The organism is Novosphingobium sp. SG919 (assembly GCF_012932495.1).
GTDB lineage: Bacteria > Pseudomonadota > Alphaproteobacteria > Sphingomonadales > Sphingomonadaceae > Novosphingobium > Novosphingobium rhizosphaerae.
Genome location: NZ_JABCNG010000003.1, coordinates 100,008 through 123,700 on the forward strand (window position 1 = coordinate 100,008; position 23,693 = coordinate 123,700).

Genomic DNA, 23,693 nt, shown 5'->3' on the forward strand with positions numbered 1-23,693 from the left:
GAAGTTTTACTGGGCGCCCCGGCCGGGGCGCCGCCTGCCTGGGCCGGAAGCAACCCTGACGCTTCCGGCCCCCTTTCCCCCTTGTCGATCATCCAGAAGGTATCCCTGCCATGGCTTTCCGCCCCAAGGCCGCCCTCACGTTTGCCTGTGCCGCCCTTGCCCTGTGCGCCAGCGCCGCTGCCGGCGCGCAGACCGCGCCGCCCCATGTGCTGCCCAGTGGCGCCGTGCCGCCCAACCTTGCCGCCGCGCGCACCCACATGCTCGAAGCGCCCGAAAACATGCTGGCCTTCCACAACATGGACCAGCTGTTCCAGACCCGCCCGGTGCCCCGCTCCGGTCCCATCGCCGCCCTGCCGCGCGCGGACCAGGCCCTGCCCGACGCCGTGCTGGGCACCACGCGGATGAGCGAGGACGCCTGGGAAGACCGCACCTTCACCAATGCCATGCTGGTGATGCGCGATGGCAAGATCGTGCACGAAAGCTATCGCAACAACACCGACGCGGCCACGCACTACATCTCGTTTTCGATGGCCAAGTCGATCACCTCGCTGCTGGTCGGCATCGCGGTGAACCAGGGGGCGATCAAGTCGATCGACCAGCCGGTCACCGACTATGTCCCCGAACTCAAGGGCTCGGGCTATGACGGGGTCACGATCCGCCAGGTGCTGCAGATGCGCTCGGGCGTGGATTACGAGGAACGCTACGATTTCGGCGCCACGCCCAGCACGGCGGCCAAGATCTTCCTCAACGCCATTGTCGCCAACACCGAACGCTTTGCCGATACCGCGCCGCGCCTGGGCCGCAAGTGGAAGCCGGGCAGCCATTTCAACTATTCCACGCTCGATACCAGCGTGCTGGGCTGGATCCTGGAACGCGCGACCAGGCAGCCGCTCGCCAGTTTCATGGCACAGAACCTGTGGCAGCCGATGGGCATGGAATCCTATGGCTACTGGCTGGCCGATGGCGCGCCCGGGGTGGGCCGCGAACTGAACGGCATGGGCTATAACGCCACGCTGCGCGATTTTGCCCGGCTGGGGCAGATGATGCTGGACCAGGGCACGTTCAACGGCCGCCAGATCGTGCCGGCCGAGTGGGTGCGCCAGTCCACCGCGATGATCCCCAATGCCGATCCCGGCACGCCGCCCCCGCCGCCGGAAGTGACCGATCCCTTCGCCCGCTCGGGCTATGGCTTCCAGTGGTGGAAGCTGGATGATACCGGCGCCTACACCGCGCTCGGCCTGCAGGGGCAGTTCATCTATGTCCACCCCGCCACGCGCACGGTGATCGTCAAGCTCAGCTTCTTCCCGCCCGAAGGATCGGACCTGGGCAATCGCGCGCTGGAAGAAACCCTGGCCTATTTCAAGACGCTGACCACTTGGGCCGGCACCACCCCCCGGCCCTGACACCTGCCACGCCCGCGATGGCGTGGGCGCCGGCAAGCCACCGCGCCTGCCGGCGTCCTTGCGCTCAGCGGTGGGGGAAGGTGATCTCCACCATGATGCCCTCGGGCGAGAAGCGCCGCACGATCCGCCCGCCCAGTTGCCGTTCGGAACTGCGAATCAGCGCCGAGCCAAAGCCTTCGCGCGCCGGCACGCCGTCTTCGGGCAGCGACAATGGCGCGGCGGCGCGTTCCTGCCAGACAAGTCGCACGGTCTTGTCCGCGTCGACGCCCCAGCGCACTTCCAGCAGGCCGCCCGGCGCGGCCCAGGCGCCGTACTTGACCGCATTGGTCACCAGTTCGTGCAGCACCAGGCCCAGCGGCACGGCATGGCGGCCCGACACCACCAGGGCGCCCCCAGCCAGGTTGCAACGCTCGCTGTCCGAACGATAGGGCGCGATCGCCTTGGCCACCAGGTCGGCCAGGTCCACTTCGCCCTCGCCATCCAGCCGCCCCTGCGTCACGTCGTGCGCGGTCACCAGCGCGTGGATGCGCTTGGCGATGCGGTCCACCGCCGGCGCCGCGGCGGTGTCACCCCGGGCCGACATCTTCACGATCGCCAGGATCACCGCGAACAGGTTCTTGACGCGGTGGTTCAATTCGCGCGCCAGCAAGTCGGCGCGATCGCGCGCTTCGGCGATCAGCGCGGCATTGGCTGCGGCGGCCTGTGCCTGCGCGGTGCGGATCACCTGCCACAGCCCCAGCACCAATGCGATGGCGATGATCACCGCCAGCAGGCCCAGCGAGGGCACCACGCGCGCCTCGGCCACGGCGGCGCTGTCGGTTGCCGCGTCCAGCCTTGCCCGCTCGGTGCGCTCCAGCCGGCCCACCGCCTGGCGCAGGCCCTCCATCGCCAGCTGCCCTTCGTCAGACAGCGTGCGCACCCGCGCCTCGACCAGTTCGCCGCGCCGCACCAGTTCCACGGTGCCGGCCATTTCGGCCCACTTGGCATCGCCCAGCCGCTCGATCTCGTCGACCAGGGCGGCCTGCTGCGGATCGATCTCGCGCCCCAGCCGGCGGCGCAGCGCGCGTATTTCGGCAAGATAGGCCGCGTGGCCCTGGTCATAGGGTTCCAGGTAGCGACGATCGTAGGTGATATAATAGCCGCGCTGCCCGGTCTCGCCATTGAGCGTGGCGGCCACGATGCCATCAAGCGCGGCGAGCACAGCACTGGTCCGCGCGGCCTGCTCGCGCTGCACCCGCTCGGCATCCACGGTGGCAAAGATCAGCGCAAAGGTGCCCAGCAACGCCAGCACCAGCACGGCAAACAAGGCCAAAGTCAGCCACGCCGGCCTGCGGCGCCATATATGGCCCGACGCGTGGGCCTGCCCGGTTTCGTCGGCAACCATGCCCCCACCTAGACAATTGCCCGCGATGCGGCAAGCGCGGTCGGGTGCGGTACGGGGGCGCGGCAAATGCTTGACGGATGCCCCCGCCTCGCTTATCGGCCCACCCCTGATTTCGGCTCGGCGTCGGTTGCGGCGGCGTGCCTGTTGTTCCGATTCGCCAGACAAGAAGAAGAGCTGAACCATGAAGCGCACTTTCCAGCCCAGCCGCCTCGTGCGTGCCCGTCGCCACGGCTTCCGCGCCCGCATGGCCACCGTCGGTGGTCGCAAGGTGCTGCGTGCCCGTCGCGCTCGCGGCCGCAAGAACCTGTCGGCCTGATCGCGTCCCTTCCGGGCACCATGTCGGATGAGGCAGGGGCGGATTTCGCCCCCTCTCCTCGGCCCCGATCTCCTCGGTGCAGTGCCCGGTTGGTCACGATTGCCAGGCGTGCGGATTTTCTCGCCGCCAATCGCGGAATCCGGGTCGCAAGGCCCGGATTCGTTCTTTTGGTGAACCCCCTTGCGCGCGCCGATGGCTCGCTGCGCTTTGGGGTGACGGTCACCAAGAAGATCGGCAATGCCGTGGTCCGCAACCGCATGAAGCGGCGCTTTCGCGCGCTGCTGCGCGATCTGCTGCCCAGCCTTGGCATTGCCGGGGCCGATCACGTGCTGATCGGCCGCGAGAACGGGGTGGAACGCGATTTCGCCCTGCTGCGCAGCGAACTGGTGCAGGCCCTGGCCCGCGCCGCCGCCGGCAAGGGCGATCCGCCGCGCAAGCCGGGAAACCGGCCCGGCGGCAAATCGGGCGGCAAGAACGCTCCGCGCACCGAACCCAAGCCGGCTTACGGCCGATAAAGCCCATGAAGCGCCTGCTCATCCTCATCGCCCGGGGCTGGCAGCTTGGCCCCTCCCGCATCCTGCCCCCCTCGTGCCGCTACGCGCCCTCGTGCTCGCAATACGCGATCGAGGCGTGGCAGAAGCATGGTGCGATTAAGGGTAGCTGGCTTGCCGGCTTGCGGCTATTGCGCTGCCATCCCTGGGGTGGCTGCGGCTACGATCCCGTGCCCTAGGGCGCCCCTTTCCAACCAGCTAAATTCAACAAAACGCGAGGCACAGTGGAGAAACAGCGCAACCTGATCCTGGCGGTGGTCCTGATGGGCCTGCTGCTGATCGGCTGGGATTACGGCATCGCCTATTTCTATCCGCAGCCCAAGGGCAAGCCTGTGGCCAGTGCCCCGGCCGCAAACCCGGCTGCCCCCACCACCGACGGCCCGCCGGCCAAGCCCACCCGCGAAGGCGGCCTGCAGGCCCCGGCCGACGTGGCGCTGGAACAGAAGGACCTGAGCCAGGCCCTGTCTGCCGGCAATCGCGTGGCGATCGATGCGCCCGGCCTCAAGGGCTCAATCAACCTGGTCGGCGGCGTGGTCGACGACCTCACCCTGGTGCGCCACCGCGAAACGATCGACAAGGCAAGCCCCCCGGTCCGCCTGTTCTCGCCCGCCGGCACTCCGGCGCAGCATTTCGCGCAAGTGGGCTGGCTGGGCCAGAACGGCATTGCCGCGCCCAACGGGCAGACCGTGTTCACCGCGCAAGGCACCAAGCTGACGCCCGCCACGCCGGTGACGCTGACCTGGTCGAACGCCACGGGGCAGACGTATGCCCTGCGCTATGCGATCGATGAAAACTACATGCTGACCGTGACGCAGAGCGTGACCAACGCCGCGCCCACGGCCGCCTCGGTCGCGCCTTTCGCGCGCATCAACCGCACCGACAAGACGATGAGCCAGGATACCTGGCAGGTCCATTCCGGCCCGATCGGCGCATTCGATGGCTCGGTCAATTTCTCCAACAACTATACCGATGTGGCCAAGGCCGGATCGGTTGCCCCGGCGGGCGCTGCCAACTGGATCGGGTTTACCGACATCTACTGGCTGTCGGCGCTGATCCCGGCCGATGGCGGCGCCAAGCCCACCGCCGATTTCCGCTCGCTCGGCAACAGCCTGTTCGCCGCCGACCTGATCTGGCCGGCCGCAAGCGTGGCCCCGGGCCAGACGCAAAGCCAGACCCTGCGCCTCTTCGCCGGCGCCAAGGAAAACAACGTCCTCGAGGCTTACGAAAAGCAGGGCGTGACGCACCTGTCGCTGTCGATCGACTGGGGCTGGTTCCGCTGGTTCGAAAAGCCGATCTTCTGGCTGCTCGATTCGCTGTTCCATGGCGTGAAGAACTTCGGCCTGGCGATCATCCTGCTCACCCTGCTGGTGCGCGGCATGATGTTCCCGGTGGCCCAGCGCCAGTTCGCCTCGATGGCGGCCATGCGCGCGCTCCAGCCCAAGATGAAGGCGATCCAGGAACGCTACAAGGACGACAAGGCCCAGGCCCAGCAGGAAATCATGAAGCTCTACAAGGAAGAGCGCGTGAACCCGCTGGCCGGCTGCCTGCCGATCTTCCTGCAGATCCCGGTGTTCTTCGCGCTGTACAAGGTGCTGGTGCTGACCATCGAAATGCGCCACCAGCCCTTCGTGCTGTGGATCAAGGACCTCTCGGCCCCCGATCCGCTCCACGTGCTCAACCTGTTCGGCCTCCTGCCCTTCACCCCGCCCAGCTTCCTGGCCATCGGCGTGCTGGCGATCATCCTGGGCGTGACGATGTGGTTGCAGTTCAAGCTGCAGCCCGCCGCGATGGACCCGGCGCAGCAGCAGATCATGGGCCTGATGCCGTGGATGATGATGTTCGTGATGGCGCCCTTCGCCTCGGGCCTGCTGCTCTACTGGATCACCTCGAACCTGCTCACGATTGCCCAGCAGCGCTATCTCTATAGCCGCCACCCGCAATTGAAGGCGCAGGCGGCCAAGGACCAGCAGAACCTGGATCGTAGCGCGGCGCGCAACACCCCCTCCAATGCAAAGCCCAAGAACAAGTGAGTGTAACCGGACCTGACGCGGAAGGCCTGCGCCTGATGGCCCTGGAAGAGCGCGCCCGCGCGCTCTTTTCCGGCCGCGTGGAATTCCTGAAATCCGCCCCGCAACTGAAATTCCTGCCCGATCCGGATTTCCCCGAAATCGCCTTCTGCGGCCGCTCCAACGTGGGCAAGTCCTCGCTGCTCAACGCGCTGACCGGCCGCAAGTCGCTCGCGCGCACCTCGGTCACGCCGGGGCGCACGCAGGAACTCAATTACTTCGAAGTGGGCCAGCCCACGCTGTTCCGCCTGGTCGACATGCCCGGCTACGGCTTTGCCAAGGCCCCGCCCAAAGTGGTGGAACAGTGGCGCCGCCTGGTGCGCGATTTCCTGCGCGGGCGCGTGGTGCTCAAGCGCGCACTGCTGCTGATCGACAGCCGCCACGGCATCAAGCCGGTGGACACCGAAATGATGCAGATGCTCGATGAAGCGGCCGTCAGCTATCGCGTGGTGCTGACCAAGGCCGACAAGATCAAGGCGAGCGAACTGGAGCAAGTGGTGGCGCAAACGCAGGCCGCCGCGCGCAAGCACATTGCCGCGCATCCCGATGTGAGCGTGACGTCTTCGGAAAAAGGCCTTGGCATCGCCGCCCTGCGCGGCGCCGTGCTGGACGACGCGGCAGTCTAAGTCCCCTCCACCACCGCTTCGCGGCGGTCCCCCTCCCCGCCTTCGTCAGGGAGGATCAGGTCCTCACCATCACCGATGGGGAGGTGGCAGCCCACAGGGCTGACGGAGGGGCGGGCGGGCCCGCACACCCTCGACAGCCCGCGCCCCAGGCTCTAGGCGGAAAGGCGATCCCTCGAAAGGCCCCCCGCATGAAGCTGGTCATCGGCAACAAGAACTATTCCAGCTGGTCCTTGCGTGGCTGGTTGGCGTGCAAGCAATCGGGCCTGGCTTTCGAGGAAATCACCGTTCCGCTCTATGGCGACGATTGGGACGAGGCCAAGCGCCGCGATGCCAACCTGGCGCCTTCATCGGGCAAAGTGCCGATCCTGTGGGATGGCGAGGCGGTGGTGTGGGACAGCCTGGCGATCATCGATTACCTGGCCGACAAGGTTGGCCGCGACCGCTTTTGGCCCAAGGACGATGCGGCACGGGCCATGGCGCGTTCGCTGGTGGCGGAAATGCATTCGGGCTATTTCGCGCTGCGCGGGCACATGCCGATGAACATCCGCCGCCGCCAGGCCGTGGCCGAAGTGCGCAATGACGTGCGCGCCGATATCGTGCGCATCCTGCAATTGTGGGCCGAGGCGCGCGCCCGGTTCGGCCAGGGCGGGCCGTTCCTGTTCGGCACGTTCAGCGCGGCCGATATCATCTATGCCCCGGTGGTCTCGCGCTTCGTCACGTATGGCGTGGGCGTGCCCGGCTTTGCCCTCGCCTATATGCAGGCCCTGTGGGAGCATCCGTGGATGCAGGCGTGGATCGACGCGGCCGAGGAAGAGGAGTGGACCATCGAACAGTTCGAGGAAACGAGCCAAGCATGAGTGCCGATCCCGTCGTCCTGACCGAGCGCCTGATCGATTGCCCCAGTGTCACCCCGGCCACCGGCAGCGTATTCGACATGCTCCAAGCCATGGTCGTGCCGCTGGGCTTTGCCGTGCATCGTTTTGTCGAGGGCGAGGCTCCCGATGGGCCGGTGGAAAACCTGCTGGCGATCCGCCAGGGCCCTGTCGGCAGCCGCCATTTCGCCTTTGCCGGGCACCTCGATGTGGTGCCCCCTGGCCAGGGCTGGACCAGCGCGCCGTTCACGGCAGAACGGCGCGGCGAGCTGCTCTATGGCCGCGGCGCGGTGGACATGAAGGGGGCGATCGCCGCTTTCGTGGCGGCGCTGGCCGATATACCGGCTGAAGCCGGCACGATCAGCCTGATCATCACCGGAGACGAGGAAGGCCCCGCGCGCTATGGCACGGCGGCCCTGATCGAGCGGATGCGTGAATTGGGCGCCCTGCCCGACCTGTGCCTGGTGGGCGAACCCACCAGCGTCAACCGCCTGGGCGACATGATGAAGATCGGCCGGCGCGGCTCGGTCAATATCTGGCTCACGGTGGATGGCGCGCAAGGCCACGTTGCCTATCCGCACCTGGCCGACAACCCGATCCCGCGCCTCGTCGCCATGCTCGCCGAACTCGATGCCTTGGTGCTGGATGAAGGCAGCGACTGGTTCCAGGCCTCGAACCTGGAAGTGACCGACATCGAGGTGGGCAACCCGGCCACCAACGTGATCCCCGCCCAGGCCCGCGCGCGCCTGTCGATCCGTTTCAACGACCTGCACACCGGCCAAGGCCTGGTCGACCGGGTGACCGCCATCGCCACGCGCCATGGCGGCACGGCACGCGCGGTCATCTCGGGCGAAAGCTTCATCACCTTGCCCGGCGCCTTTTCCAGCCTGATCGCCCAGGCGGTGGAGGCTGAAACCGGCGTGGCGCCGGAACTTTCCACCACCGGCGGCACATCGGATGCGCGCTTCCTGCGCGCACTGTGCCCGGTGGTGGAATTCGGCCTATGCAACGCGACGATGCACAAGAAGGACGAGGCCGTGGCGATGGAAGACTTGCGCGTGCTGACCCGCATCTATCGCCGCATCGCGCTGGCTGCGCTGACACAGTAGCCGATCAACGCCCATCCAGGCGCCGGCCCAGGGTTTCCACTGCCTGCGGTTCATAGCCCAGCGCGGCATAGAACGCCTTGGTCGCCAGGTTGTCGCTGCGCACCATCAGCATGATCTTGGGGCAATCGCGCGCTGTCAGCCATTCCTCGGCCGCGCGCATCAGGGTGCGACCCAGGCCCTGGCGCTGGAACGCCGGGGCCACGCCCAGGTAATAGACCCAGCCACGGTGCCCGTCATAGCCCACCATGATCGTGGCGGCCGGTTCTCCCGCCACTTCGGCCAGCAAGACCGCCGAAGCAGGATTTTCCATCGACAGATGATAATCGGTGGCGGGATCGTTCCACGGCCGCGTCAGGCCCGCCGCCTGCCACAGGCCGATCACGGCCTGGGCATCGGCGGGTGCGGCTTCCCGAACGGCAGCAGCGGCCATGGGCGCTCAATCCTCGCCCAGGTTCTTGGCCGAGCTATCCGCCTGGCCCGCCACCCAATAGCCGGCCGCCTTGATCCAGCGCTTGTCCAGACCGCGTTCGCCCACCAGGTATTCGCGCGCAGCGCGGGCCACGGCCGCTTCGGCAGCGATCCACACGAACGTGTTCGGCGCCAGATCGACTTGCGCCAGCGCGGCCAGCAGCGGCGCAGGATCGGTGGCAGCGGCTGCATCGCGATGCAGCCAGCGCGTTTCGACGGTGGCGGCACTGGCAAAGGCCTGCTCGTCGGCCGGGCCCGGCACTGCGCCGATCACGGTGGCGGAAACGCCCGCGGGCAGTTCCTCCACGCGGCGGCCGATCGCCGGCAGCGCGGTTTCATCGCCCACCAGCAGCCAGTGCGCGATCGGCCCCTCGATCACTTGCGAGCCGCGCGGGCCGCCGATGCTGATCGGATCGCCCACCTTGGCCGCCCGCGCCCAGTCTGACACGGGGCCGCCTTCGTGGTCGAAGAAGTCGATGGTCAAGGTGCCGGCGGCGGCATCGTAGTGGCGGGGAGTATAGTCCCGCATCACGCGCTCGCCATCGGCGCCCTCCACGAAGATCTTGACGTGATCGTCGGGCGCGCCGCTGACGAAGCCGGCCAGTTCGGGCCCTTCGGCAACAATACGGATCATGTTGGGCGTGAGCCGCACGACCTGCGCGATGCGCAAAGTGCGCCGCACGGTATCGTGGCGCATGCGGCGGATCACGGGCGCATCGGCTGTGGTGGTGGTGGTGCCGATGGCGGCGGAAGTGGTGGTGTGGTCGGTCATCGGGGCAGAGCCTGTCTTTGGCAGTGGGCGCGTTGATTGACGTTAACGCTTACGCTTCCCCTGGTGGGAGAGGCCCACCGGGAATGCGAGATTCCCTGCGAACGATTATTAAGATATATCTTTGATCGCTCTTTGGCAAGCCCTGCCACACCGTTTTCACGCCGCCGCCGCGAAAATCATTCCTCCGTCAGCGCCAATTCCCCCGCTTCCGACGGATCGAGCGCCGCCATGAAACGCGCAAGCCACCACATCACGTCTTCCTTGAGCACGGTATCCATCAATGCCCGCCAGCGCTCCTGGCGCTCGGCCAGCGGCATGGTCAGGGCAAGCGCCAGGGCATCGGCGATTTCCTCGGGGCTGTAGGGGTTGATCAGCACCGCCTGCGTCAATTGCACTGCCGCTCCGGCAAAGTTCGACAGCACCAGAACGCCCGGATCCTCGGGGTCTTGCGCCGCCACGAATTCCTTGGCCACCAGGTTCATCCCGTCGCGCAAGGGGGTGACCAGGCCGACTTTGGCGGCGCGATAGACGCCTGCCAGCACGTCGCGCGGATAGCCCTTGTTGACATAGCGCAGCGGCACCCATTCGACGCTGGAAAACTCGCCATTGATGCGGCCCGAAAGCGAATCGAGGCTGGCGCGGATTTCCTGGTAGGTCTGCACGCCTTCGCGGCTGGGCGGCGCAATCTGCAGCAGGAACACCTGCTCGTGCAGGTCGGCCCGCTGCGACAGCAGCCGCTCGTAGCCGATGAAGCGTTCCTGCAGGCCCTTGGAATAGTCCAGCCGGTCCACACCCACGATCATCGCGCGGCCACCGGCGCTTTCTTCCATGCGCCGGCGCATCGCCTCGGCCACCGGGCCGTTGGCGGTATCGGCAAATTCGCGCGCATCGATGCCGATCGGGCAGGCCACCACGCGCAAGGTGCGCCCGTTCCAGGTCACGGTGTTGTCTTCGCCCACGGTCGCGTCCATCTGCGCGCGGACATAGTCGAGGAAGCTTTCCAGCCAGTCTTCGGTGTGAAAGCCCACCACGTCATAGGCGAACAGCGATTCGACCAGTTCCTGGTGATTGGGCAGCGAAACCATCAGCCGCATAGGCGGCCAGGGGATGTGCAGGAAAAAGCCGATGCGGTTTTCCACGCCGCGCTCGCGCAGGCGCTGGCCCAGGGGAATCAGGTGATAATCGTGCACCCACACCAGATCGTCCTTGGCGATCAGCGGCAGCAGGGTATCGGCAAAGCGGGTGTTGACGCGTTCATAGCCATCGACGAACCCGCGCTCGAATTCGGCCAGGCTGACGCGATAGTGGAACAACGGCCACAACGTGCGGTTGGCAAAGCCGTCGTAGTATTCGTGGATGTCCTGCGGCTCCAGGTCCACCGTGGCGGTGGTGACGCCGGCCGATTTCTGGAAATTGATATGGCCGGTGAAACTCTCGGTTTCCCCGCCAGACCAGCCGAACCAGATGCCGTCGCTTTCGCGCAGCACGGTCGACAAGGCAACGGTCAGCCCGCCCTGGTTGCCCGGCTCGTCCTCACTGGGCGGCTGGACACGGTTCGAGACGACGATCAGGCGCTTCACCTTATGGCACTCCATGGCTTGCTCAGCAGGCCGGCACAATTGATCAGGCCGACCAGCGAGTAGGTCTGCGGGTAATTGCCCCACAGTTCCCCGGAAACGGGGTCGATATCTTCCGACAGCAGCCCGGCGGCGGTGCGGCGGGCCAGCATTTCCTCGAACAGGTCGCGCCCTTCGGCGGCGCGGCCGGTGGCGTGCAACGCCTCGATCAGCCAGAACGTGCAGACGTTGAACGCGGTTTCGGGCAGGCCGAAATCGTCCTCGCTGGCATAGCGCAGCATGTGGCTGCCCCGCCGCAGGCCTTCTTCCACCGCGCGCAGCGTGCCCTGGAACCGCGGATCGTCGGGCGGCAGGAACCGCATGTCAAGCAGCTGGATCAGGCTCGCGTCCAGATCATCGCCACCAAACGTGGCGGAAAAGCGCTGCGTGTCCGGGCGCCAGGCACGCGATTCGATCGTGGCGCGGATCGTGTCGGCCCGGTTCTGCCAGAAATCGGCGCGCTCGGGCAGGGTGAGTTCGGCCGCGATATTGGCCAGCCGGTCGCACGCGGCCCAGCACATCGCCGCCGAATACGTGTGGACATGCGCGCGCGTGCGCAGCTCCCACAGGCCGGCATCGGGCTGGTCGTGCACCTGGAACGCGCGTTCGCCCACCGCTTCCAGCGCTTCGAAATCGGCCATGCCGGCCATGCGATAGAGCCGCCGGTCGATGAACGCCTGGGTGTTGCACAACACGATCTGGCCATAGGCATCGTGCTGGATCTGTTCATAGGCCTGGTTGCCCACCCGCACCGGGCCCATGCCGCGATAACCGGACAGGTTTTCGGCCACACGCTCGGTGAGCTTGTCTTCGCCGCCCAGGCCATAGAGCGGCTGGATATGCCCGCCCCGTGCGCCTTCCACCACGTTGCGCAGATATTCGAGATAGCCTTCTAGCACATCGAGCGCACCCAGGCGGTTGAGCGCCTGGATCGTGTAATAGGCATCGCGAATCCAGCAGAAGCGATAGTCCCAGTTGCGGCCCGAATCGGCATGCTCGGGGATCGAGGTGGTCAGCGCCGCCACGATCGCGCCGGTTTCCTCGAACTGGCACAGCTTGAGGGTGATTGCCGCGCGGATCACCGCGTCCTGCCATTCCAGCGGCGTGGCCAGGCCGCGCGTCCACTGTCGCCATTCGGCAATCGTGCGCGCCAGCATCTCTTCCATGCCATGGCCCAGGTCGTTGGCAAAACTTTCGTCCGGGCCGAGGAAGAAATGCAGCGAGCGTTCCACCCGGAACGGGCGCTCGTCCGCCACCCAGCCCACGGGCGCATCGGTGGTCAGGCGCAGCGTCAGGTCATGCAGCAGATAGCGGACATGATGCGATCCGCTGGTGCGCGCAGGCACGCTCGCGCCCCATTCGCTGGCCGGGCGCAAGGCCACGCGAATGCGCGGGCTGCCGGCCAGGCGGCGCACGATCCGGGCAAAGGCCACTGGGCGGTACATCCGCCCGTGGTTCTTATAGCGCGGGCAGAAATCGACCACTTCGATCGCCCCGCCCTGGGCATCGGTGTGGGTCGTCACCAGGACCGGGGTGTTGCGGATATAATGCTGCGTGGTAGCGACAGCATCTTCCAGCGTGATCGACCAGAAGCCAAGCGCCGCCGGGTCGCTGGCGGGCTTGTCATCCAGCAGGGCACAGAACGTGGGGTCGCCATCCAGGCGCGGCACGCAGCCCCACACCAGGCTGCCGGTCCGGTCGATCATCCCGGCCACCTGGCAATTGCCGATCGGCCAGAGATCGACGCTCGCGACGCGCGTTGCCTCGCTCATGCCAGCTGCGATCCATCGGCAAAGTCGCGCAGGAACGCACGCACCGCCGCGGGCGAAGGCAGCGACAGGGTGGCTGCCGTGCTGCTGCCATCCAGCGCGCGCGGCCCCACCAGCACGCCATGGCCGCCCAGCGCACGGGCAGCGGCAAAGCCGGCTTCGTCGGTCAGGTCATCGCCAAAGAACACCGGCTGGGTGCCCGCCATGCCGGGCCGCGCCATCATCCGGCGCACCGCCTGGCCCTTGTCGCCGCCGGGCATGCGCAGTTCGACCAGATCCTTGCCGTGCTGGATCTTGAGCGCGTGCGCCTGCGCCAGATGCACGGCCAGCGCTTGTGCCGGCTGCTGCGCTTCTGGCGCCAGGCGCCAATGAAAGGCCACGCCGAATGATTTCTCTTCCACCAGGCAACCGTGCCAGGTGCGCGCAAGCGTGTTGAAATCGCGCGCCACGTCTTCCAACACGGGAAGCCGCTCGGGCCGCGCCCACACGCCGTTCCACCGGTATTCCAGGCCATGGCTGCCGGTGACCGGCAGGGCCTGGGCGATCGGCCCAAGGATGCGATCGATCTGTTCCAGCGAACGCCCGCTCACCATCGACAAGCGCCCATCCAGCCGTCGCGCCAGATCGCCCAGGAGCGCGCGCGTCGCACCATCGGCGCGCACTGCGTCGGGGTCGTCGGCCAGTTCGAGCAATGTGCCATCGATGTCGAGGAACACGGTGGCTCGGGAGAGCAGGCCGGGTCGCGGCGCGGGAAGCAGGGCGGGCGTGGTGGCGATCAGGGGAATGGGGGCACTCCTTGGCTATGGCGGCTGACGCGCCAAAACAATGACTTGCGCTCCTTTTGGTTCCCGCCGCCCCACGGCCCCGCCGCGCAAGTGCTTGTTTCCTAACGCTCGAACGCGGTCAGGATGGGGCATGGCCCGGCCTCGCCATGGCCACAGGCCTGCGCCAGGCGGTGCAGCGCGGCCCGCGCCTGCTCCAGGTCTGCGATCCGGGAATCGAGGGCGGCAATCTGCTCGGCGGCCAAGGCGCGCACGCGCGCGCGATCGTGCGTCGCGTCCAGCGCCAGCAGGTCGCCGATCCGCTCAAGCGTGAACCCGGCCGCCTGCGCCGCACGGATGAACCGCAGGCGGCGCACGTGGCTTTCGCCATAGTGGCGGATCGCGCCACGCTGCCCGGCACCGCCGCCGCGCTCGGGCGTTTCGATCAAGCCGCGCCGCTGGTAATAGCGCACGGTTTCCACGCCGACATTGCCGGCGCGCGCCAGACCGGCGATGGTCAATGCGCTTTTGGCGCGTTCTGATGGCATGTTCGGCACCCCTTGACTGCGTACCATGGTACGGACCCTATATGGGATGCAGCCCGCTCCAATCCAGCCAAAGGCCGCTGCCATGACCGCTTCCGCCCAGCCCCGCACCGCCGTTCTCTATCGCATGGTCACCGACAAGCACGTCTGCCCCTTCGGGCTCAAGGCGCGGCACCTCTTGCGTCGCAAGGGCTTCACGGTGGACGATCACTGGCTGCGCACGCGCGCGGAAACAGACGCGTTCAAGGCGCAGCATGGCGTAGAGACCACGCCGCAGGTCTTCATCGACGGCCAGCGGATCGGCGGCTATGACGATCTGCGTCGCCATTTCGGCCTGGCCGTGCCCGATCCCAAGGCAACCAGCTATGCCCCCGTGGCCGTGTTGTTAGCGATCACCGCCTTGATGGCGCTGGCCACCAGCCAGGCGGCGTTCGGCACCCCGTTCACCCTGCGCGCGGCGGAATGGTTTGTCGGCATGAGCATGGCGGTGCTCGCCCTGCTCAAGTTGCAGGACATCGGCCGCTTTGCCACGATGTTCCTGGGTTATGACCTGTTGGCGCGCCGCTGGGTGCCTTACGCCACACTCTATCCCTTTGCCGAGGCGCTGGCCGGGCTGCTGATGATCGCCGGGGTGTGGACTTGGCTTTCAGCGCCGGTGGCGCTGTTCATCGGCACGGTGGGCGCCGTGTCGGTGTTCAAGGCGGTCTACATCGATCGCCGCGAATTGAAATGCGCCTGCGTGGGCGGATCGAGCAACGTGCCGCTCGGCTTCGTCTCGCTCACCGAAAACATCGGCATGGTCGCCATGGCGCTGTGGATGCTGGTGCACTGACGCCAAAAGGGCGCCGGAACCCAAAAGTTCGCGGCACCCTTGTCGCGGTTCAGGTCATTCCCACTCGATCGTGCCCGGCGGCTTTGACGTATAGTCATAGACCACGCGGTTGATGCCCTTCACTTCGTTGACGATGCGCGTCGCCACGCGGCTGAGGAAGCCGGCGTCGAAGGGATAGATGTCTGCGGTCATCCCATCGGTCGAGGTCACGGCGCGCAGGGCGCAGACCGAATCGTAGGTGCGGAAATCGCCCATCACGCCCACGGTGCGCACCGGCAGCAGCACGGCAAAGGCCTGCCAGATCGCGTCATAGAGCCCGGCGTTGCGGATCTCTTCCAGGTAGATCGCATCGGCCTTGCGCAGGATGTCGCAGCGCTCGCGCGTTACTTCGCCGGGGATGCGGATGGCGAGGCCCGGCCCCGGGAACGGGTGACGGCCTACGAAGATGTCCGGCAGGCCCAGTTCGCGGCCCAGCGCGCGCACTTCGTCCTTGAACAGTTCGCGCAAGGGCTCGACGAGCTTCATGTTCATGCGCTCGGGCAAGCCGCCCACGTTGTGGTGGCTCTTGATCGTCACCGAAGGCCCGCCGGTGAACGACACGCTTTCGATCACGTCGGGATAGAGCGTGCCCTGCGCCAGGAAATCGGCGCCGCCCACCTTGCGCGCTTCGGCCTCGAACACGTCGATGAAGGTCTTGCCGATGAACTTGCGCTTGGCCTCGGGGTCGGTCACCCCTTCCAGCCCTTTCAGGAAAAGCGTGGACACATCCACGTGAACCAGCGGAATGTGGTAGTGGTTGCGGAACAGCGACACCACCTGCTCCGCCTCGCCCAGGCGCATCAGGCCATGGTCGACGAACACGCAGGTCAGCTGGTCGCCGATCGCCTCGTGGATCAGCACGGCCGCCACGGCCGAATCGACCCCGCCGGAAAGGCCGCAGATCACGCGGGCATCGCCCACTTGCGCGCGGATTTCGGCAATCTTGGTCTTGCGGAATTCGGCCATCGTCCAATCGCCGGTGCAGCCGCAGACGTGGCGCACGAAATTGGCGATCAGCTTGCCGCCGTCGGGCGTGTGCACCACTTCGGGGTGGAACTGGGTGCCGTAATACTTCTTCTCGTCATTGGCGATCACCGCGAACGGCGCGCCGTCGGACACGGCCACGATGCGGAAACCGGGGGCGAACTGCGTCACCTTGTCGCCATGGCTCATCCACACCTGATGGCGTTCACCAGTGGTCCACAGCCCGTCGAACAGCACGCAAGGCTCGGTCACCGTCAGGAACGCGCGGCCGAATTCGCCCGAATCGCCCGGCTCCACTTTGCCGCCAAGCTGCTCGCTCATCACCTGCTGGCCATAGCAGATGCCCAGGATCGGCAGGCCGCTGTCGAACAGCACCTGCGGCGCGCGGGGGCTGCCATCGGCCGGCACGCTGGCGGGCGAACCCGACAGGATGATGCCCTTGGGCTTCATGCGGTGGAATGCCGCCTCGGCCTGGGTGAAGGGGGCGATTTCGGAATAGACGCCCGCCTCGCGCACGCGGCGTGCGATCAGCTGCGTCACCTGGCTGCCAAAATCGACGATCAGGATCGATTCGGGGGCCGATTCTTCGGGCTGGATAGTCATGGCTGGCCGATAAGGAAGGCGCGGGGAACTGTCCAGCACTTGGCGCAAATTCGCTGCGGGCCTGGCGCGCGTGGCACCAAAGTGGCGCAATGCCACGCAAGTGTTGCTGAATTACCACAAACTCCCCGGTTGCAACACATGAATTGCACTTATTGCAAGTGTAGATGCCAGGATCGCACTTGTAACAAAATCGGCTCGTCTTATGTGAGCCCCAGTTCGCGGCTCCGAGCCTTACCCTGCCGGCGCGACGGACTGAGAGGATCCTGCAAGGTTAAACAATAAACCTTGTTAATTCGCAGGAAATCAGGAGCATACCATGCGCAAGTTCGCAACCGTTATGCTGCCGCTCATCCTCGCTGCTGGTGTCAGCGGCGCGATGTTCACTGCCACGCTTGTCTAAGCGCTGGCGGCAGCACTGAAACATTTCGGGCCGGTCCTCTCAAGCGGCCGCGAAATGGTTTGAATACTTGTAATACCGCCACGCAGCGCGATGTCACCGCATCGCCGCGCGGCACGAAACGCCAAGCGGCGGTCCGGCGGGGCCGCCGTTTTGCGTTTTTGGCAATTGTGTCTTTCCAGATACACTTGTTCCTGAGAGGAAACCTTTTAGGCACCATCCTCATGATCGTGACGCGCTTTGCCCCCAGCCCCAACGGACCGCTGCACCTGGGCCACGCCTGGGCGGCGATCGTGGCGCACGATCGCGCACGGGCGGCAAGCGGCACATTCCTGCTGCGGATCGAGGATATCGACGGCGCGCGCAGCCGCCCGGAACTGGCCGAGGAATTCCGCGCCGATCTCGCCTGGCTGGGCCTGTCGTGGAAGGAAGTGACCCCGCAATCGCAGCGGGTGGAACGCTATCGCGCCGCCGCCGATGCCTTGCGCACGACGGGCCTGCTCTATCCCTGCCGCTGCACCCGCGCCGAAATTGCCGCCAATGCCACCGCGCAAGGGCCAGACGGCCCCCTCTATCCCGGCACCTGCCGCCTTCACCCCATCGAACCCGGCCCCGATGTCGCCTGGCGGCTGGACATGGCCCGCGCCATGGCGCTCGCCGGGCCGCTGGAATGGACCGACGAACGACGTGGGGTGCAGCAAGCGCGGCCCGAGCTGTTCGGAGACGTGGTGCTGTGGCGCAAGGATGCGCCGGCGTCGTATCACCTCGCCGCCACGGTGGACGATGCCGCCGATGGCGTCAGCGTGGTCACGCGCGGGATCGATCTGTTCCGTGCCAGCCATGTGCATCGCCTGCTCCAGGCGCTGCTCGGGCTGCCGGTGCCGCGCTGGCACCATCATGCCGTGCTGGTGGGCCCCGACGGGCGCAAGCTGGCCAAGCGGCGCGGCGCGGCGGGCCTGGCGGAGCGGCGGCAGAACGGCGAAGATGGCCCGGCGCTGGCCGCAGCGCTGCGTGCCGGTCGTTTTGATAGCAGTCTTTTTGACACTGGCATTTGCCTGGCAGACACCATAGACCTTGCACCATGACCTATGTGCTCGTGCCCTTGCTGATCGTGCTGATGGCGCTGACCGTGTGGTCGCTGCTGCGCGGTGTCGTCGCCTTCCTGCGCACCACGCGCGAGGGGCTGGAGCGCGGGGACGAAGGCATCCGCGACATGCAGCTCTTGCAGAACCGCATGATGTTCAACCGCATCAAGTTCCAGGGCCTGGCTATCGTGGTCGTGGTCGTGCTGCTGATGGTTGCCGGCAAGAACTGAACGGGTCCGTTCTATTTCATGGTCAAGCTGAACAAGATCTACACCCGCACGGGTGACGATGGCACGACCGGGCTGGTCGATGGCTCGCGCCGCGCCAAGCACGATGCGCGCATGGCCGCGATTGGCGAGGTTGACGAAGTGAACAGCGCGATCGGCTTGGCCGCGCTGGTCGTGCCGGCCGAGGCGGGCGCGGAATTGACCCGCATCCAGAACGACCTGTTCGACCTGGGCGCGGACCTCGCCACCCCCGGCAGCGATTTCGAACCCGGCGAAATGACGCTGCGCGTGGTGCCGGGCCAGGTGGACTGGCTCGAACACGCGATCGACGCGCGCAACGCCGCACTGCCGCCGCTCACCAGCTTCATCCTGCCCGGCGGCAGCGAAGCGGCCGCGCGCGTGCATCTGGCGCGCGCCATTGCCCGCCGCGCCGAACGCGCCGCCGTGGCCCTGGCCGCGCAAGAGCCGGTCAATCCCTCGGCCCTTGCCTATCTCAACCGGCTGTCGGACTATCTCTTCGTGCTGGCCCGCGCGCTCAATGCCGGGCGTGATCCCCTGTGGGTGCCGGGCGCCAGCCGCTAGACCAACTGAAGAAGGAATTTGCGGGCATGCAGACCGTTGCCGTGATCGGGGCCGGGCAGATGGGCGCGGGCATCGCGCAGGTCATGGCGCAGGCCGGGCTAGCCGTGCTGCTGGCCGACATGAATCTGGCCGCGGCGGAAAAGGGCCGCGACAAGATCGCCAAGGCGCTTGCCCGCCTGGTGGCCAAGGACAAGATCGCGGCCAGCGACGCCGACGCCATCGTCGCCCGCATCACCCCGATCGGCGATTATGCGCCGATGGCCGCTGCCGACCTGATCGTGGAAGCGGCAACCGAGCGCGAAGACATCAAGCAGGCGATCTTTGCTGCCGCGGGCCGGGTGCTGGCCCCCCACGCGATCCTGGCGAGCAACACCAGCTCGATCCCGATCACCCGCATGGCCGCCGGCTCGCCCGATCCGGCCCGCTTCATCGGGTTGCACTTCTTCAATCCGGTGCCGGTGATGAACCTGGTGGAAGTGATTCCGGGCCTGGCCACCTCGGCCGCCACGCTCGACGCGATGCGCGCGCTGGTCGGCCGGCTGAACAAGGAACTGGTGCTTTCGCAGGACGAGGCCGGCTTCATCGTCAACCGTGTGCTGATGCCGATGCTCAACGAGGCGGCTTTCGTGCTGGGCAGCGGCACGGCCAGCATCGCGGATATCGACAAGGCCTGCCGCCTGGGCCTCAACCACCCGATGGGGCCGCTGGAACTGGCCGATTTCATTGGCCTGGATACCTGCGTGGAAATCATCCGCGTGCTGCACACCAGCACCGGCGACAGCAAGTATCGCCCCGCCCCACTGCTGGTGAAGTATGTCGAGGCCGGCTGGCTCGGCCGCAAGACCGGACGCGGGTTCTACGATTACAGCGGCGAGGCCCCAGTTCCCACGCGGTAAGGAACAGGGGAGCCGCGCAGGCGTATCTTCTCCATAAGGAGATACGCCATGAGCAAGGACCTGCCCGACCTTCCCCCCGAAGCGCACAACCAGGAACAGGACGATGCGCCCAGCCAGGCGCAGACCCTGGCCGATGAAGCGCTGGGCCGCGCCACCGCCGTGCTGGGTTCTGCCGAAGACAGCGAGCGCGTTTCCGGCCAGGGAGACGAGGCCGGCTCCACCCCCGACCTGGTCGATCACATGAAGCAGATGGTCTCGTCCGGCCGGATCGACATGGGCGCCTACCGTGGCGAGCGCAACGACGACGACGAGGAAGGCGGCCTGGGCGAAGCGGGCATCGACGACGACACCCCGCGCGGCGCGGAATGATGCCGCGGCTGGCGAGGGATCAGTCCCCCGCCAGCCCGATCAGCGAGATTTCCCGGCCATAGCCCGGCTCGCCCGCATGGGTGGCGCGGCGGAACGAATAGAACCGGTCGGGCTGGGCGTACGTATCTTCGTCCAGCATGCCGACCACCCCCACCCCGAAGGCATGGAGGCGGTGCGCGACATAGCCGGGCAGATCGAACCACGCGTGGCCGGCCTTGCCGGCGCGGAAGAAGCGTTCGTTCTCTGCCGCCTGGGCCACGAAGCGAGCCTCGAACGCGGCATCCACTTCATAGCTTTTCTGGGCAATGCACGGGCCGACAATCGCCGCAATCGCGGCGCGATCAGCGCCCAAGGCTTCCATCGCTTCCACTGTCCGGTCGGTCACGCCATCGATTGCGCCGCGCCAGCCGGCGTGGGCCGCGCCGATCACCCCGGCGTGGGGATCGTGAAACAGCACCGGCGCGCAATCGGCGGTGAGGATGCCGAGCAAGAGGCCGGCCTGGCGCGTGACCAGGGCATCGGCGCGCGGGCGGTCCGCCTCGTTCCAGGCACTGTCCACCACCACCACGTCGGGCGAATGGATCTGATAGGCGCAGACCAGGGTTGCGCCGGGCAGCACCGCGTGGGCGGCGCGGCGGCGGTTTTCTGCCGTGGCGACGGGATCGTCCTCGCTGCCCCAGCCCACGTTGAGCCCGGCATGAATGCCCGTGGACACCCCGCCGCGCCGGCCAAGGAAGCCGTGCGCGGCGCCGGCCAGGGCCGGATGGGTGAGCACTTCGACTTCCACGCTCATGCTTCCAGGCTCTTGCCCACTTGCTCGCGCACGTCGCGCGACAGCTTGGGCGCGGCGGCAATGCGCTCCAGCTCTGCCCGCATGAGCGCGGCGCGGGCCGGCTCGATCCGCCGCCAGCGGCCGAGCGGCGCCACGAACCGCGCCGCGACATTGCCGTTGATCGGATCGAGCGCCAGGATCAGGTCGGCGATCAGGCGATAGCCCGCGCCATCGCCGGCGTGGAACGCTTGCGGGTTGGCGGCAAAGGCCATGTAAAGCGCGCGCACGCGATTGGGATTCGTCAGCGTGAAATCGCGGTGCCCGGCCAGCGCGCGCACATGATCGAGCGCCTTGGGATGGAGCGAGCCGGCCTGGAGCGAAAACCACTTGTCGATCACCAGCCGGTTATCGGCAAAACGATCGTGGAAGTCGGCCAGCGCCGCATCGCGTTCGGGCACGTCGAGCCCGCACAGCAACATCAGCGCGCCCTGGCGATCGGTCATGTTGTCGGCCGCGTCATACTGCGCCTTGGCTCGCTTGGCCGCCTGCGCGGGATCGGCTGCCGCCAGGTAGACCAGCGCCTGGGTCTTGAGCTTGCGCGCGCCGCGCGGCGCGGCATCGAGGCCATAGGGCACCGCGCTGCACCGATCGTGCAAGGCGCGCCAGGCATCGCCCAGTTCGCGGCCCAGCCAGGCCTTGAGTGCCTCGCGCTCGGCATGGACGCGTGCGGGATCGACGGGCGTGATCTGTTCGGCAAGGTACGCCTCGCCGGGCAGCATGACGAGTTCGCCGCGCATCAGATCATCCAGCGCGGGATCGGCCAGGATCGCGCCCAGCGCCCCGCCGATGGCGGTGCGGCCCGCCTCGCGTGCAGCATCGTCCAGCCGGCCTTCGACGGCCGCCACCAGATGCTGCACCACCAGTTGCTGCATCGCTTCATAGCGGGCAAAGGCATCATCGTCGTGCGCCGCCAGGAACACCAGGTCTGCCACGCTTTGCGGCGCGTTGATCGCCACCGGCGCGGAAAAGCCGCGATTGATCGAAAGCACCGGCGCGCTGGCGAACCCCTCGAACGTGAACTGCTGCGCCGCCTCGCTCAGCACGATCAGGTGCTCGCCGCCATGCGTGCCGCGCGCCGCATCGAACAGCGCGGTGCGCAGCGGGATCACCATCGGCTGCTTGACCGGCTGGCCGGGGGTAGGCGGCACAGTCTGCTGCAAGGCCAGGGTCACGGTGCCGCTGGCGGTATCGTGCGTCATCGCCACGTCCACCTGCGGGGTGCCGGCCTGCTCGTACCAGCGGCGGAACTGCTGGAGGTCCAGCCCGGCACCGTCCTCGATCGCCTTGACGAAATCCTCGCAGGTCGCCGCCTCGCCATCGTGGCGTTCGAAATAGAGGTCCGTGCCCGCGCGGAAGCGTTCGGGACCAGCCAGCACGGTCATCATGCGGATCACCTCGGCGCCCTTGTTATAGACGGTCGCGGTGTAGAAATTGCTGATTTCCTGATAGGAATCGGGGCGGATCGGATGGGCGAGCGGCCCGGAATCCTCAGGGAACTGGGCGCTGCGCAAGATGCGCACGTCCTCGATCCGCTTGACCGGGGCCGAGCCCTGGTCGGCCGAAAACTGCTGGTCGCGCAGCACGGTGAAGCCTTCCTTCAGGGAAAGCTGGAACCAGTCGCGGCAGGTGACGCGGTTGCCCGACCAGTTGTGGAAATATTCGTGGGCCACCACGCCTTCGACGCCATCGTAATCGCCATCGGTGGCGGTTTCCGGATCGGCCAGGATATAGCGGGTGTTGAAGATGTTCAGCCCCTTGTTCTCCATCGCCCCGGCGTTGAAATCGGAAACCGCGACGATGTTGAACAAGTCGAGATCGTATTCCCGGCCATAGACCTGCTCATCCCACGCCATCGAGGCGATCAGCGCGCGCATGGCGTGCATGGTGCGGGTTTCATCGCCTGCGCGCACCCAGATCGCCAGGTCTACCTTGCGACCCGAAACCGTGGTGAAGCTATCGCGCGTGGCGACGAGATCGCCCGCCACCAGGGCAAAGAGATAGGAAGGCTTGGGCCAGGGATCGTGCCAGATCGCCCAGTGGGTGCCGTCGTCTTCCTCGCCGCTGTCCATCGGGTTGCCGTTGGACAACAGCACCGGGAACGCCGCCTTGTCGGCCGTGAGCGTGACGGTGTAGCGGCTGAGCACGTCGGGACGGTCGGGGAAGAAGGTGATGCGGCGAAAGCCTTCCGCCTCGCACTGGGTGCAGAGCAGCCCGCCAGAGGCATAGAGCCCGGAAAGCTGGGTATTGGCGGTGGGATCGATCGTGGTCTCGATCGTCACCTGGTGCGCCTCGCCCGGCAGTTCGATCACCAGGTCGTCGCCATCCATGGTCCAGGCATTGTGCGGTTCGCCATCGACGGCCACGCTTTGCGCCACCAGCCCGTCGCCATTCAGGCGCAGCGGCCCGCCTTCCCCGGCCGCGTTGCGCTCCACATCCAGGGTGGCGGTAACCGCCGTGGCCGAAAGATCGAGCAGGAAATCCAGGGCGATATCGGGAACCAGCCAGGCGGGCGGGCGATAATCGGCGCGCTGGATCACGATGGGCGGCTGGCTGGCTGAATCCTTCATGCCCTAGACTTAGGAAGCCGCA

At 66.9% G+C, this 23,693-nt stretch carries 24 protein-coding genes; 14 read left to right on the forward strand and 10 right to left on the reverse strand.

Annotation, left to right across the window (positions count from 1 at the left end; translation table 11 throughout):
• The first annotated feature begins 110 nt into the window (after window positions 1-110).
• On the forward strand, window positions 111-1,403 hold the full coding sequence (locus FHT19_RS13450; protein ID WP_169475570.1) for a serine hydrolase: 1,293 nt from the start codon (window positions 111-113) through the stop codon (window positions 1,401-1,403).
• A 64-nt stretch (window positions 1,404-1,467) separates the two neighbouring features.
• On the opposite strand, the gene FHT19_RS13455 is transcribed toward FHT19_RS13450, so the two are convergent.
• Entirely contained in the window at window positions 1,468-2,787 is a 1,320-nt protein-coding gene (locus tag FHT19_RS13455; protein WP_168555932.1) for a CHASE3 domain-containing protein, read from the reverse strand.
• Window positions 2,788-2,968: 181 nt separating this feature from the next.
• Between FHT19_RS13455 and rpmH the strand changes: the two genes are divergently transcribed.
• The 7 genes from rpmH (at window position 2,969) to dapE (ending at window position 8,327) form a co-directional block, all read left to right on the forward strand.
• Window positions 2,969-3,103 (forward strand): 50S ribosomal protein L34, encoded by a 135-nt coding sequence (gene rpmH, locus FHT19_RS13460; protein ID WP_109797087.1) that lies wholly within the window; start codon window positions 2,969-2,971, stop codon window positions 3,101-3,103.
• A 98-nt stretch (window positions 3,104-3,201) separates the two neighbouring features.
• On the forward strand, window positions 3,202-3,618 hold the full coding sequence (gene rnpA / locus FHT19_RS13465) for a ribonuclease P protein component (protein WP_168556107.1): 417 nt from the start codon (window positions 3,202-3,204) through the stop codon (window positions 3,616-3,618).
• Window positions 3,619-3,623: 5 nt separating this feature from the next.
• Window positions 3,624-3,833 (forward strand): membrane protein insertion efficiency factor YidD, encoded by a 210-nt coding sequence (gene yidD / locus FHT19_RS13470; RefSeq protein ID WP_168555931.1) that lies wholly within the window; start codon window positions 3,624-3,626, stop codon window positions 3,831-3,833.
• Window positions 3,834-3,878: 45 nt separating this feature from the next.
• On the forward strand, window positions 3,879-5,684 hold the full coding sequence (gene yidC / locus FHT19_RS13475; protein WP_168555930.1) for a membrane protein insertase YidC: 1,806 nt from the start codon (window positions 3,879-3,881) through the stop codon (window positions 5,682-5,684).
• Between the two features lie 35 nt (window positions 5,685-5,719).
• Window positions 5,720-6,346 carry a ribosome biogenesis GTP-binding protein YihA/YsxC gene (gene yihA, locus FHT19_RS13480; RefSeq protein WP_179506661.1) on the forward strand — a complete coding sequence of 209 codons (627 nt, stop codon included), beginning with the start codon at window positions 5,720-5,722 and terminating at the stop codon, window positions 6,344-6,346.
• 188 nt (window positions 6,347-6,534) lie between these two features.
• Complete coding sequence (locus tag FHT19_RS13485) at window positions 6,535-7,203, forward strand: glutathione S-transferase family protein (protein ID WP_169475571.1); 669 nt, start codon at window positions 6,535-6,537, stop codon at window positions 7,201-7,203.
• Entirely contained in the window at window positions 7,200-8,327 is a 1,128-nt protein-coding gene (dapE, locus tag FHT19_RS13490) for a succinyl-diaminopimelate desuccinylase (RefSeq protein ID WP_169475572.1), read from the forward strand. The genes FHT19_RS13485 and dapE overlap by 4 nt, the downstream gene beginning before the upstream one ends.
• A gap of 4 nt (window positions 8,328-8,331) precedes the next feature.
• On the opposite strand, the gene FHT19_RS13495 is transcribed toward dapE, so the two are convergent.
• The 6 genes from FHT19_RS13495 to FHT19_RS13520 all read right to left on the reverse strand — a co-directional run bounded on the left by FHT19_RS13495 (window position 8,332) and on the right by FHT19_RS13520 (window position 14,261).
• On the reverse strand, window positions 8,332-8,757 hold the full coding sequence (locus tag FHT19_RS13495) for a GNAT family acetyltransferase (RefSeq protein WP_168555926.1): 426 nt from the start codon (window positions 8,755-8,757) through the stop codon (window positions 8,332-8,334).
• 6 nt (window positions 8,758-8,763) lie between these two features.
• Window positions 8,764-9,567, reverse strand: a complete 804-nt coding sequence (locus FHT19_RS13500; RefSeq protein ID WP_169475573.1) for a siderophore-interacting protein — start codon at window positions 9,565-9,567, stop codon at window positions 8,764-8,766.
• A 176-nt stretch (window positions 9,568-9,743) separates the two neighbouring features.
• Complete coding sequence (locus tag FHT19_RS13505) at window positions 9,744-11,147, reverse strand: trehalose-6-phosphate synthase (RefSeq protein WP_169475574.1); 1,404 nt, start codon at window positions 11,145-11,147, stop codon at window positions 9,744-9,746.
• On the reverse strand, window positions 11,144-12,955 hold the full coding sequence (locus FHT19_RS13510; protein WP_169475575.1) for a glycoside hydrolase family 15 protein: 1,812 nt from the start codon (window positions 12,953-12,955) through the stop codon (window positions 11,144-11,146). The genes FHT19_RS13505 and FHT19_RS13510 overlap by 4 nt, the downstream gene beginning before the upstream one ends.
• The gene (gene otsB, locus FHT19_RS13515) at window positions 12,952-13,668 is read right to left on the reverse strand and encodes a trehalose-phosphatase (protein ID WP_169475576.1); all 717 of its coding nucleotides are present in this window, start codon (window positions 13,666-13,668) and stop codon (window positions 12,952-12,954) included. Before otsB ends, FHT19_RS13510 begins: the two co-directional genes overlap by 4 nt.
• A 170-nt stretch (window positions 13,669-13,838) precedes the next feature.
• On the reverse strand, window positions 13,839-14,261 hold the full coding sequence (locus tag FHT19_RS13520; protein ID WP_246866072.1) for a MerR family DNA-binding protein: 423 nt from the start codon (window positions 14,259-14,261) through the stop codon (window positions 13,839-13,841).
• 82 nt (window positions 14,262-14,343) lie between these two features.
• On the opposite strand from FHT19_RS13520, the gene FHT19_RS13525 reads away from it, so the two are divergent.
• The gene (locus FHT19_RS13525; protein ID WP_169475577.1) at window positions 14,344-15,090 is read left to right on the forward strand and encodes a glutaredoxin; all 747 of its coding nucleotides are present in this window, start codon (window positions 14,344-14,346) and stop codon (window positions 15,088-15,090) included.
• A 54-nt stretch (window positions 15,091-15,144) separates the two neighbouring features.
• Here FHT19_RS13525 and guaA read toward each other — a convergent pair whose 3' ends face one another.
• Window positions 15,145-16,716, reverse strand: a complete 1,572-nt coding sequence (gene guaA, locus FHT19_RS13530; RefSeq protein WP_169475578.1) for a glutamine-hydrolyzing GMP synthase — start codon at window positions 16,714-16,716, stop codon at window positions 15,145-15,147.
• A gap of 621 nt (window positions 16,717-17,337) precedes the next feature.
• Here guaA and gluQRS point away from each other — a divergent pair.
• From gluQRS to FHT19_RS13555, 5 genes are read left to right on the forward strand one after another with little or no spacing between them, the layout of a single operon-like run.
• The gene (gene gluQRS / locus FHT19_RS13535) at window positions 17,338-18,198 is read left to right on the forward strand and encodes a tRNA glutamyl-Q(34) synthetase GluQRS (protein WP_169475579.1); all 861 of its coding nucleotides are present in this window, start codon (window positions 17,338-17,340) and stop codon (window positions 18,196-18,198) included.
• Complete coding sequence (locus tag FHT19_RS13540) at window positions 18,195-18,428, forward strand: HIG1 domain-containing protein (protein ID WP_168555918.1); 234 nt, start codon at window positions 18,195-18,197, stop codon at window positions 18,426-18,428. Before gluQRS ends, FHT19_RS13540 begins: the two co-directional genes overlap by 4 nt.
• Before the next feature lie 18 nt (window positions 18,429-18,446).
• Window positions 18,447-19,007: a cob(I)yrinic acid a,c-diamide adenosyltransferase gene (locus tag FHT19_RS13545; protein WP_169475580.1), complete on the forward strand. Its 561-nt coding sequence runs from the start codon at window positions 18,447-18,449 to the stop codon at window positions 19,005-19,007.
• Window positions 19,008-19,033: 26 nt separating this feature from the next.
• Window positions 19,034-19,903 carry a 3-hydroxyacyl-CoA dehydrogenase NAD-binding domain-containing protein gene (locus tag FHT19_RS13550; protein ID WP_169475581.1) on the forward strand — a complete coding sequence of 290 codons (870 nt, stop codon included), beginning with the start codon at window positions 19,034-19,036 and terminating at the stop codon, window positions 19,901-19,903.
• Window positions 19,904-19,951: 48 nt separating this feature from the next.
• The gene (locus FHT19_RS13555; protein WP_168555915.1) at window positions 19,952-20,272 is read left to right on the forward strand and encodes a hypothetical protein; all 321 of its coding nucleotides are present in this window, start codon (window positions 19,952-19,954) and stop codon (window positions 20,270-20,272) included.
• Window positions 20,273-20,291: 19 nt separating this feature from the next.
• Here FHT19_RS13555 and pgeF read toward each other — a convergent pair whose 3' ends face one another.
• The gene (gene pgeF / locus FHT19_RS13560; protein ID WP_169475582.1) at window positions 20,292-21,065 is read right to left on the reverse strand and encodes a peptidoglycan editing factor PgeF; all 774 of its coding nucleotides are present in this window, start codon (window positions 21,063-21,065) and stop codon (window positions 20,292-20,294) included.
• Window positions 21,062-23,671, reverse strand: a complete 2,610-nt coding sequence (gene pepN / locus FHT19_RS13565) for an aminopeptidase N (RefSeq protein ID WP_169475583.1) — start codon at window positions 23,669-23,671, stop codon at window positions 21,062-21,064. The genes pgeF and pepN overlap by 4 nt, the downstream gene beginning before the upstream one ends.
• Window positions 23,672-23,693 lie beyond the last annotated feature (22 nt).